Raw genomic sequence first — 11,982 nt, 5'->3', positions numbered from 1 at the left:
GACGATTTCGGCACCGGTTATTCCTCGTTATCTGGCCGCTAAGCCTTTGTCCTTGGTAGAGGTGAAGTCGTGGACTGCGCCTCCGATGCCTTTCGAAGAATCCGGGCAAGCCGGTACTCTCATCAATACGGCCTGAGGCCGGCAGCGTACACCGCATGCCGGCGCCGTCGCTGCCTTTTCAATAAAATCCGCTTCGTCCTGACCGATTCGATATAATGGGCGCCTTTCGAATCAATCTGATGCTGAAGGGCGGCCATGGCGGAGAGGAATAACGAAAAACACAAGATCGTGATCGTCGGAGGCGGCGCATCCGGACTGGAATTGGCGACCAAACTGGGGCGCAAGCTCGGCAAAAAAGGGCTGGCGGAAGTAACGCTGTTCGATGCCGCTTCGACCCATATCTGGAAGCCTTTATTGCACGAAGTCGCGGCCGGCACTCTGGACGAATCCGAACAGGTCGAATATCTGGCCCAGGGTTACCGGAACCGTTTCCGCTTCCGGCTCGGCAGGATGGAAGGGCTGAATCGCGCAAAAAAAGAAATCACGATCGCGCCGACCTTGAGCGACAGCGGCGAGGAACTGATTCCGCGGCGGACGTTCGGTTACGACACGCTGGTGATGGCGGTCGGCAGTGTCAGCAACTCGTTCAATATCCGGGGCGTTGCCGAGCAGTGCCTATTCCTCGATACAACGCAGCAGGCTTTCCGCTTTCAACGCCAGTTGGTCGAAACTTATATCAAGAACTTTGCGGATGAGCAAAATGTCCATGAGAAGCCGCTTTCGATCGTGATCATCGGCGCCGGCGCGACCGGCGTGGAACTGGTCGCGCAACTGCACGAAGTGACCAATCTGCTGGCGGTGTACGGGCTTCGCGAATCTAACAACGTCCGGCTGACGATTATCGAGGCCGCACCGCAGCTTTTGCCGGCGCTGCCGGGCAAACTTGCCGAGGCGACCAAGCAGCAGTTGCTCAAGCTGGGCGTCGATCTGAAACTCGGCTGCCGGGTCACCGAAGTGACCAAGGAACACATCAAGACCCACGACGGCGAAATCATCCCGGCCGAACTGAAGGTCTGGGCCGCCGGCATCAAGGGCCCGGACTGGCTGAAGCAGCTGGACGGGCTCGAAACCAATCATCTAAACCAGCTGATCGTCGACGAGTTCCTGCAGACGGCCGATCCGTCGATTTTCGCTATGGGGGACTGCGCCGCCTGCGCCTGGCCGGGGCATCCCGGGAATATCCCGCCGCGCGCGCAGGCCGCGCACCAGCAGGCTTCGGCATTGTACAAAACGCTGCGTAACCGGCTGGCCGGCAAGCTGCCGGTCAAGTTCGTCTACTACGATTACGGCTCGCTGGTGTCGCTCGGCAAATACACGACTGTCGGCAACCTGATGGGCAACCTGATGGGTTCGGTCAGCGTCGGCGGATTCATTGCCCGGATCGTGTATCTGTCCTTATACAAGATGCACCAGGTCGCGATCCACGGCTATTTCCGGACCGCCATGCTGACGCTCTCCAATTTATTCAGACGCACGGTGCACGCGATGATCAAGCTGCACTGATTTTTTCCTTAAATATTATTAAAACAAGAACATGCTGGAAATAGAATACGAGTTCAGAGAAGAAGACCTGGTCAATTTCAACGAGGCGCAATACCTGAATTCGAAAGACGTTCAAAACCAAATCAACAAAAACCGCTGGATCGTGCCGAGCATCATGGTGCTGATCGGCATGTTTTATTATTACTATTACGGAGACGCGAAGTCGGCAGGCTATATCGGGCTGGTTGCGGCGCTGTGGGCGCTGCTGTCGCCGAAAGTGATGATGTACGACATGCGCCGGCAAATTCTGAAGCATTACACGCCGCAGGAAAAGAAAGCGATGTTCGGCACCTATACATTGACGATCGATCCGGCCAATCCGGCTTATCTGTTCGAGCAATCGCCGAGCGGAAAGAACAAAATGCCTTGGAAGGACCTGGTTCGGGTCGAATACGGCAAGCGCTATGTTTACATCTACATTACCCTGACTACCGCGCTGGTGATTCCGGTCGAGACGGTCAAGAAAGGGGACTTGGAGAAATTCGCCGAGCAGGCCGAGAAGCTGATCGAACTTTACGCGGGTTAAAACGAGCCTTATTCAGATGAAAATGCGTTCAGCCAATCCCCGCATCGTGGTGCTCGACACCGAAACGACCGGTTTAAGCCCGGAGCAGGGCCACCGGGTCATCGAAATCGGCTGCGTCGAGCTGGTCAACCGGCGGCTGACCGGCAACCGGTTTCATGTTTATATCAACCCGGAGCGGGTGATCGACGCCGGCGCGATCGAAGTGCACGGGATCACTAACGAGTTTCTGGAAGACAAGCCGCGCTTCGCCGGTATTGCGGAGGATTTTCTGGCGTTCGTGCAGGGCGCCGAACTGGTCATTCACAACGCGCCGTTCGACGTCGGCTTCATCAACCACGAATTCGCTCTGCTCGACGATCCGCTGGCGCCGATAACCCAGTACTGCCAGGTCTTCGACACGCTCGCTTTTGCGCGCCAGAAACATCCGGGCCAGCGCAATAGCCTGGATGCGCTCTGCAAGCGTTACGGCGTCGATAACAGCCAGCGGGAACTGCACGGCGCGTTGCTCGACGCGGAAATTCTCGCCGACGTTTATCTCTTGATGACCGGCGGGCAGTTTTCGCTGCTCGATGAAGCGTCCGAGGTCCAGGCGACAACGGTCGAATCCGGCCTGGTCCAGCGCATTGCGTCCGACCGTCCGCGTTTGAAGGTGATTGCCTGCGGTCCGGAGGAACTGGAAGCGCACCAGCAGCGTCTGGCTGCGATCGAGAAAGCGGGCGGGGTTTGTTTATGGAACCGTTGATTCGATCGCAACCTTCGCAGACCGGAAATAATTGGCATACCGAGGCGGCTGATTACGTCAGTTAGCGACTCGTCGGTTTCGTAAAATCAAAATGCCCTCCTGCCGCCAAGCATGGAATTTGGCCAATAGTCGACTATACAAGCCGGTACGTGGCAAGGTCGGACCGCCTTTTCATTATAAATCGGTTTCAGGTCAATAGACGGAAGTTGTAGCCATCGCGCGGCCGGATATCAGGCCCTTCTTTAGTAACTCAGAGAGGGTGCCTGAGTAAGAGCGGACTTCCGCACTTCGTCGGTCACCAGCCAGTAGATGTCTGCCATGAGAATCTGAGGCTGATGAAGGCCATTGATGAAATTCATCTGGAACAACCATTCAGAGGGAGTCGCAGGCTGCGGGATGAACTGATCGATCGTGGCGTGGTTGCGCCGAGATCAGCCGCAAGAAAGTCCAGCGGCTCATGCAGCAAATGGGCTGGGCCGCGCGCTATCCGAAACGGATCCAGGGAGTCAATTCACCCGCGAGGCTTTCACCCGGATTCAATGCTCATCAGATCCAGATCAGCAGGGGGGGGCAACGCTGGGTCGATCATGGCTTTATTGAACGGCTCTGGCACAGCTTAAAATATGAAGAGGTGTATGAAGCGCCGCGCCAAGCTGAAGGCGTCTATTTCCGCTTCTACAATGAAAAACGACGACATCAGGGATTAGCGAGAAAAACACCGGAGAAGTCTATGACGCTGACTTTTTGAGTGAACAAAAGGCCGCATGAACGGGCAGGGGTATCGCTTAAGAAGAATAAATGGCTGCCCAATCAGGAGGGGCAGTTCTGAGAATGCCGAAAAAAGACGACCGATCGCCGTCTGATTCAAATTCGGCGGACATCAGATTTGACTATTTCTCTTTTCTCGACACCCCATCCATCTCACGTTTTAGTTCACTTTATGATCCTCAAGAATAGCGACATCCATGTTATCTCCGGCGAGTTTGGGGTAGGGAAATTCAAAAGTGCTTATCATGGGAATGATAAGTCACGGTCTCTGAAAGTCAAGGACCGGGTGCTCGGCCAACGGGACTTTATCTCCTACGGTCCAACGCCTCACTGTGCCAGTCTGCAAGCATGGGATCGAGTCCGCACCGATTATTACCGGCAGATCTTAAAGGCCTCGGATCTTTACATCCATAACCTTCCGACGGACCTATTGTATAACGCCTACCGGCTCAAAGATTTCGAGTCGATTTATGTTTGGGCGGGCATAGGGCTTGAAGATCAACTGCTTATCCTGTTTGTGGTCTATCTGGTCGATTTGGTCGGCGGCAATCCGGAAAATATCAAACTGGTCCAATACGAAACCTTTCCCGGCACCAAGCTCAAGACGCCAGTCTACTCTATCGGCTGGCTTTCTCCGGATCAAATACGTGCCCATCCGGAACCGGTGCCGCTGACCTCCGCCCACCTTGAAGATTGTCGGGCCAGCTGGGCTGCCGTGACCTCGAACAGCCCTGGGCCTTTGCTGCAATTTCTGGCATCCCGTCGACCTGAACGTCCATACCTAACTGCGGCTTTGCACTATCTCTTGCGCCGCTATCCGCGCATTGAATCCGGCCTCGACTATTGGGATACCAAAATTCTCATCCATGTCGGCAAACGCAGCCGTTTAATGGCCAAGATTATGCGAAATGTATGGGGAAAAGAAATTGAGGCCGATACGGTGCCCGACTTTCTCCTGCTCTATAAGGCATTCTATCTGGCTGGCAGTGAACTGCCTGAGCCCTTATTCAAGCTTTCCGGGCCCCAAACCTCTTATCGCGATACCAAAGTAGCGCTGACAAAGTTTGGATTGGCGGTACAACAGGGGGAAGTTTCTTTTTATCCTACCAATCCGATCGATACCTGGGCTGGCGGCGTGCATGTATCCTCGGCGACGAGGAATCTGTGGTTCTATCAGGACGGGGAACTGATCGAAAAAACGGCTGAATCCTAAGCGCCTGAATCCGTTAAAGGTTGCCGGATGCCTGCCCTTAACGAACAGAGACAATCAAAGGCAATAACATTCATAATTGCCACTGGCTGCTTTCAACAAGGAATGCCCAGCCACTTTCCTAATAAATAATGAATGGTGACTTACATCGAAATATTCAGTTAACGCCGTTTCGCCCCGTTCACCAACAGATGGCGTTTCCAAGCGCCGTTCGCGTTTATTTTACAAAACATGATCTTACGCAAAAAAGGCGCTCGTTTGGTTTTTGTTATCCCGAACTTAGGTTACTGACTAAATGCTATTCCAGCAATGATATCTGAACAGTTCCTCATTGAGATAAAGCTAAAGCGCGATGAAGTCCCCTCATTCAATGAATACCCCTTTTATTTGGATGCCGTCAGACAGTTAAACAACCTGCGATTCCATCCTGCCGTTACCTTCATTATCAGGGAAAACGGCTCGGGAAATTCAACTTTGCTGGAAGCCATCGCAGTCGCATGGGGTTTTAACCCAGAAGGAGGGACAAAAAACTTTTCCTTCAGCACGCATAGATCGGCGCTCCCGCTCGCACCAGCCAACGCAGCCCATTGAATATCTCGCGCAAGTCGTGCTGGCGTTGCGGGGCTTCAAAGGTCATCAGGGTCAGATACGGTACCAGGAAGGCCATTCATCGTCCGATACACCACTAGAGCATTTTCATATCGCGTGTAGGGAAGTCCTCACCTTCTGAAGGGGTGCCATGCCGTTAAGTCCAGCCGTCATCTCGGCAATTCCTGCCGGAATGAGGTGTTTTCCTCTTACGAAGGACATATATCCAAAGCGAAAATGCTCTAGGGTGAGGTTTACGAGTTATCATGCCCTCATAACCATTCTCCCCACAAAAAGTTTATAACACGCTCTAAGCAATATCATCTGTGTCTTACAGCATTTTCAGCCTCCGCTGACAGACAAAAATCCGGCTCCTCATTAGAATGGTCGCATAACAGTAACGTTAGACTGGCTCTTAAGAGGTTCAGTGCATGAATATTAAAAAAGCGAGCTTTTGGATAGGGATCGTGGTTTTCACTTTCTATCATGGGTTATTAACCCGCGTAATGGCAGACACGACCGCGCCTTTAGACTCCACCTCACCCAATGCCGTCACCTCTTCAGCCATTGAGCCTCTAGCTGATTCCCTAGCCGCCCCTGCGGGGAGTACGACCATTACTTTTTCCGAGTTTCCGGTAGGAACGCAGATTTCCAATCAGTACCAGAGCGTCGGCATCCTTTTCGGCGGGGATGCACCTTTTATTACGGCTGACGGCGCCAATCCGACCAGTCCGGTCTTGGCCGGGACTCCTAAATTTTTTGGCGCCGTCGAAGGCACATTCGTCTATTCGACCACAGGACAACCTGTTGGCGTGAGCTCATTTTCCTTGGATGCGGGATATTTCGACAATTTGAACAGCACCAAACTGACCTGGTACGACGCTTCCGGCAATATTCTCGGGTCCCAGTTGAATGCCCAGTATGGCATTCAGACCTTCAATGTGAGCGGAGCCAATATCGTGCGTTGGCGTCTTGAAAACGCTAGCGAAGAACCGGCTGGTTTCGGTGTCGATAACCTGACTTTCGTCTCGCCGCCAGCGGCCCCACCAAAGGATTCGGATAATAACGGCAAACCCGACTGTCCGGCCGCTTGCGCGGGTGATCCTATCAACGTAGGAACGGGCAATGAATATCAGAGCGAAACGGATTTCGAGTTGCCCGCTCATACCGGATTGTCTTTGACCCGTTTTTACAACAGCCAGGACACCGGTTCAACACCCTTCGGCGCCAATTGGCAAAGTACGTGGCACCGTACGGTCAGATCCGCTAAGAAAGCCGCCACGGCGACGTTTATTCGAGAAGACGGTCGAACCGAAAGCTTTACCCAAAACGCCTCTGGCGATTGGTTAGCTAACCCATCTGTCAATACGAGGCTTACCGCGCTCTATAATAAGGGAGGCCACCACCAGACAGGCTGGCAAGTCAAGCGTATAGATGATTCAACCGAAACCTATAGCTTCGACGGACAGTTGCTGAGTATTACCACCCGTGAAGGTTTGACGACCTCGCTGGCTTATGACAACAAAAAACGCCTTGATACCGTAACCGGACCTTTCGGGCATACCCTCACCTTTACCTACGATCCCGCGAATCACGTGGCCTCGGTGAGGCTGCCCAGCGGGAAGCTCTACAATTATGGGTACGACGCGGACAATAATTTAACCACCGTGACCTACCCGGACAACACGGTAAGGCAGTATATTTACAACGAGCCGGCTAACACCGCGAACACGAATTTGCTTCATGCGCTGACCGGGATTATCGACGAGAATAATAAACGCTATGCGACTTTCCAGTATGATAATCAGGGCCGTGCCGTTTCAACGCAACGGGCAAATGGCGTTGAGTTAACCACCGTCGCCTACAATAACGACGGAACGGTCAGCGTTACCGATGCCTTAGGCCATTCGCATACGTTCAACCTTACGACGACCCTCGGCGTCGTCAAACCGACAGCCATCTCCGGCGCGCCGATTCCCTCGGCAGGCGGCCAAGCCTTTACCTTCGACTTAAACGGGAATGTGGCCAGCCGCCTGGATTTCAACGGTAATCTGGATTGCCATGCCTATGATCTGACGCGCAACCTTGAAACCGCCCGCGTGGAAGGGCTGGCACCAGGCAGCACCTGCCCCGCCAATATCGCCACCTATACGCCGGCTGCCGGCAGCGCTGAACGCGTGATTCTCACCCAATGGCATCCGAGATTCCGTCTGCCGACGCAGATCACCGAACCGAGCGGTGTGACGGGGACTCGCCGCGTCACCGCATTCACCTATGACGATGTGAAGGGTACCTTACTCGCCAAAACCCTCACGGCAGGTGCGCTAACCCGCAGTTGGACCTATACCTATAACAGCCACGGTCAAGTGTTGACCATCGACGGTCCGCGGATGGACGTGGCAGATATCACCACTTTCACCTATGATGACGCTACCGGCAACTTGGCAACCCTTACCAATGCCCTGGATCAGGCGACTCAAATCACTGCCTACAATGCCGATGGAAGCCCATTGGCCATTCAGGATCCGAACGGGTTAGTGCAATTGCTCACCTATAACGAAAAAGGGCAAATCGATTCCCTTCAAGTGGGGAATGAATTGACCACGTATGCCTATGATCCTGCAAACCAGTTGAAAAAAGTGACATTGCCTGACGGTTCCTTTCTGGCTTATCGCTACAATGATGCGCACCAGTTGATAGGCCTCGATGACAAACAGGGCAATCATATCGACTACACGCCCGATCTGGCAGGCAATATCCTTGAAGAACAGGTCTTTGACCCGAACAATACGCTGGTGGGAACAAAATCCCATGTCTATGATGAAGTCAATCGGTTGGCCAAAGACATTGGCGCCTTGGATCAAACCACCGTTTATGAACGCGATGGCAATGGCAATATTCGCGTCACTACCGATCCGAACACTTTCAAGACCCAGAACAGTTTTGACGCCTTGAACCGGTTGGCGACCCGCGTCGATCACTACAATGGCGAAACCCGCTTCGACTATAACCCGGACGACAGCATCGCGAAGATGACCGATCCTCGCGATGTCGCTACCCAGTACGGCTATGACGGCCTGGGCAATCAAATCTCGGTGCAAAGCCCCGACAGTGGCACGACGATCCGTACGTTTGACGAAGCCGGCAATATCAAGACTTCCACCGATGCGCGCAGCAAGACGACGACCTATTTTTATGATGCCCTGAATCGGTTAACCCGTAAGGCTTTCGCCGACGGGACCGCCGCCGATTATTTTTATGATCAAGGCACCTACGGCATCGGCCATCTCACCGCCCTCAGCGATCCCAGCGGATCCACCGCCTGGACTTACGATCAACGCGGGTATGTGCTGACCAAAGTGCAGACGATAGGCAATGTCACCTTAACCACGGCGAATACCTACGATACCAGTACGGGAAAACTCGCCACTACCACGCTGCCTTCCGGGCAAATGCTTGCCTACCAGTACGATGCGAACGGCAAACCGGCCTCGATCACGGCGGGTATCTCAACGGTTGCCTCGGAAGTAAAATACCTGCCCTTTGGTGCGCCCCTAAGTTGGCTGCAGGGCAATGGCGCTTACCCCTACCTGCGCCAATTTGACCTGGATGGCAATCTATCCGAGATCAGTTTCCGCAACACCGCCTTAAATACCAGCCAGCAGACGATCCGTTTATTCTACGATCCGGCCAGCCGTCTCTACGAGACCCAGGATGACGCGGAGTTGGGGAAGACCTTCGACTACAATGCCCTCAATGCGCTTATCTTCTATGCGAGCGCGAATGAAGCGCAAAACTATGAGTATGATCCGAGCGGCAACCGAACCCTGCTTTCCTCAAGTCTCGGCACCCTAACGAACTATACCACCGATACGCTCAGCAACCGTCTGCTTGGCAGGACCGTCACCAATCAGCCGGCCGTCAATTATCTGACCGATGAGTCCGGCAACATCACCAGTGATGGGGCTCGGAGTTTTGTTTATAATGCCGCTGGGCAACTGGCCTCGGCCACGATGGACGGGATCACCACCCAATATGCCTATAACGGGGCCGGCGAACGGGTCAGGAAAAGCAATCTGAACGAGACCGTGCTTTTTATCCAGGATGCGGCCGGCAACCTGATCGGGGAGTACGACGGGAGCGGCCAACCGATCCAGGAGACGATTTACCTCGGCAACCTGCCGGTCGGTATCCTGAAAGGCGGCATGCTGTATTACGTCAATCCCGACCAACTCGGTGCGCCGCGCACGATCACCAAAGTCACCGGCACCCCCGTTTGGACCTGGAACCGCGATCCCTTCGGCAACGGCCAGCCCACCGGCACGCTGACCTATCATCTGCGCTTACCCGGCCAGTATTACGACGCCGAAACAGGCTTGCATCACAATGGCTTTAGGGACTATGATCCAACGCTCGGGCGCTACCTCCAGAGCGATCCGATCGGGCTTGAAGGCGGGATTAATACGTATGCATACGTCAACAACAATCCGGTCAATCTGATAGATACTCTTGGACTACAGGGTGAGTACCCACCTTTACAAAGAATACACCCAGAGTCAACTATTATGTCCGGTTCGAATCGTTTCAGTTATGAATTTTGGAATAAAAAATCAACTGATGAGCTTGTTAATTCACTTTGTCCCGGTTCCGAATCACCATTGACAACTACTCCAGATGGTAGAATTTTTAATGGAAACGTAAGAATTTTAATTTTGGAACAGAGAGGATATGATGTAAATTCTTTGCCAAGGGATATATATTCAGGCGCCGGTATACCTGAGCCAAGATAATTAATTTATTAGAAGCTAAGTTATGACAACTGAATGGAAAACCGTTTTAGAAAAATATCTAAAATTAGATACCTTTCACCAAGTTACTTGGCTCAGTAATCTTTTATACATTATTTCAATGATGGCCCGTAGCACCTATGAAGCCGGGACAGAAAAAGTTATTCAACCTGAGCTATTAAGAAGGTATAACGAACTGTTGCATAGAATATCAACTCAACAGTTTTTTATAGCAAGAGGAGTATTAAATAGGATGCCAGATGATGTATTTTTTGAGATGATTTATGAAGAAATTGAATATCTTGGCATAACCAGCTCAGTTATTAATCTATTAAATAGATAGCATTTTTTCATTACTAATTATTAGTTTAATCTACATGTATAAGTCAGTATATTCATGACAATGCATGAAACCAAAAGACAGAGAAATACTTAGATTTTTAGATGAGGAAGGAAATATTGTAGAAATGCGTCATGATTATAGTGGACATTATTATGGTGAATCTGATCCACAAAACCGAGGGCCGCACTTTAATTATCCTAATTCACATGACGGTGGTCATTTTGATTACAATGGTCCCGGCACTCCAGTTGGGCCAGATACTTACTATAGACCCTAAATACCTAACAAAAAATGATCTCTGTTACTAATACAAGCAAGTATGATCTTTTTAAGGGCCGTAGGATGCGCTGAACGAAGTGAAGCGCATCGCTCGCGTGAGAAGAGTTCCCTCGATCGATGCGCCTCGTGCCTCGGCACATCTTACACTTGGCGCATCTTAAGGGTTATCTATAAAAATCGCAGGCTCCTTAAAGAGAAAGTCCCTCAGGCCCTGAAGCGGACTTATCGCCTTGATCCCCACCATAAAAATAGCCAAGCCAAGTAGGTCGGGCAACAGCTTTATCGTTGCCCGACATTGGGATGCCAATTATTACAGTCATTACGGAATTGAAAAACATTTTCCTCTTGGATACTTAAAAACGTCGGGCACAAAAAGCGTGCCCGACCTACTACAGGGCTGCGCGAGGAGCCCGGAGCCTAACTTGATAGTTGGGCGTCTTAGTGTTCATAGAACCATTCCATGAACTTGCCAGCCACCTCAGGCGACAGTTCCAAAACTGCCTCGGCGACCAGGGGCTGTCCTTTCGCTGCAGCGACAGCTGAAAGAGCGCAGCGGAGAAACCCTTCATCCCATTGGCGCGAGGACGCCGAGGCTACGAGCGCGGGCAGACGTGACAAGGACTCGAAATAGGCGGGAGCAATATCTACAGGGACAGAAACGCTCTTCTTGGCGCGACAGACTTCAACCCAAGCCGGAAACTGGAAATACGAGAAGTCCGCCTTCAATGGGGCAGAGGCGAGTGCCTCAATCACGTGGGGCACCGCTGCAAATGATGCTGAATAGACGTCGCCTTGGTGAGCCAAGGCGCTCCAGATGGAGAGCCACGGCTCTTCGTCATTTTCAGATGACGGAATGCCAGCGAGTTGTTTCAACAATGCGGGGATGTCCGTAGCAACGCCATAAGCATGCTGCAGCTCAGACCAGTGCGGATCATCAAGGCTAAGCAAGGCGCGACTCCTTTAAGACACTCAACGTTACGGTAAGGGGCGCGCCGCTAACGAAAGCGAAACGAAGTCGCCGAACCGGATTAAAAAGCAAACCTGCAAAACCGCCAACGGACGGCGTGTCCCTTTGACCACTGTGTTGGACGAAGCCGCTATCGCGGAGAAAAGCCAAGCCGCTTGATTGACAATAAA

9 protein-coding genes are annotated in these 11,982 nt (G+C 52.3%); 8 read left to right on the top strand and 1 reads right to left on the bottom strand.

Annotation, left to right across the window (positions count from 1 at the left end; all coding sequences use genetic code 11):
- The first annotated feature begins 255 nt into the window (after positions 1-255).
- The 8 genes from JJL52_RS16730 to JJL52_RS16695 all read left to right on the top strand — a co-directional run bounded on the left by JJL52_RS16730 (position 256) and on the right by JJL52_RS16695 (position 10,843).
- Positions 256-1,563, top strand: coding sequence for an NAD(P)/FAD-dependent oxidoreductase (locus JJL52_RS16730; RefSeq protein ID WP_202053636.1), 1,308 nt, complete (start codon positions 256-258; stop codon positions 1,561-1,563).
- A 31-nt stretch (positions 1,564-1,594) separates the two neighbouring features.
- Positions 1,595-2,128 carry a YcxB family protein gene (locus tag JJL52_RS16725; RefSeq protein WP_202053635.1) on the top strand — a complete coding sequence of 178 codons (534 nt, stop codon included), beginning with the start codon at positions 1,595-1,597 and terminating at the stop codon, positions 2,126-2,128.
- 16 nt (positions 2,129-2,144) lie between these two features.
- A complete protein-coding gene (gene dnaQ, locus JJL52_RS16720; protein WP_202053634.1) occupies positions 2,145-2,870 on the top strand; it encodes a DNA polymerase III subunit epsilon in 726 nt (241 codons plus the stop codon).
- Between the two features lie 457 nt (positions 2,871-3,327).
- Positions 3,328-3,618 (top strand): integrase core domain-containing protein, encoded by a 291-nt coding sequence (locus tag JJL52_RS16715; protein ID WP_202053633.1) that lies wholly within the window; start codon positions 3,328-3,330, stop codon positions 3,616-3,618.
- Positions 3,619-3,810: 192 nt separating this feature from the next.
- Positions 3,811-4,851 (top strand): DUF1835 domain-containing protein, encoded by a 1,041-nt coding sequence (locus tag JJL52_RS16710; RefSeq protein ID WP_202053632.1) that lies wholly within the window; start codon positions 3,811-3,813, stop codon positions 4,849-4,851.
- A gap of 1,016 nt (positions 4,852-5,867) precedes the next feature.
- Positions 5,868-10,226: an RHS repeat-associated core domain-containing protein gene (locus JJL52_RS16705; RefSeq protein WP_202053631.1), complete on the top strand. Its 4,359-nt coding sequence runs from the start codon at positions 5,868-5,870 to the stop codon at positions 10,224-10,226.
- 22 nt (positions 10,227-10,248) lie between these two features.
- The gene (locus JJL52_RS16700) at positions 10,249-10,566 is read left to right on the top strand and encodes a hypothetical protein (RefSeq protein WP_202053630.1); all 318 of its coding nucleotides are present in this window, start codon (positions 10,249-10,251) and stop codon (positions 10,564-10,566) included.
- A 64-nt stretch (positions 10,567-10,630) separates the two neighbouring features.
- Entirely contained in the window at positions 10,631-10,843 is a 213-nt protein-coding gene (locus tag JJL52_RS16695) for an HNH/endonuclease VII fold putative polymorphic toxin (protein ID WP_202053629.1), read from the top strand.
- A 440-nt stretch (positions 10,844-11,283) separates the two neighbouring features.
- On the opposite strand, the gene JJL52_RS16690 is transcribed toward JJL52_RS16695, so the two are convergent.
- Positions 11,284-11,793 carry a hypothetical protein gene (locus tag JJL52_RS16690; protein WP_202053628.1) on the bottom strand — a complete coding sequence of 170 codons (510 nt, stop codon included), beginning with the start codon at positions 11,791-11,793 and terminating at the stop codon, positions 11,284-11,286.
- Positions 11,794-11,982: the final 189 nt, after the last annotated feature.

The sequence above is a fragment of the Candidatus Methylomicrobium oryzae genome, from assembly GCF_016745425.1.
Classification (GTDB): Bacteria; Pseudomonadota; Gammaproteobacteria; order Methylococcales; family Methylomonadaceae; genus Methylomicrobium; species Methylomicrobium oryzae.
This window is presented reverse-complemented; position numbering and strand designations above follow the sequence as displayed.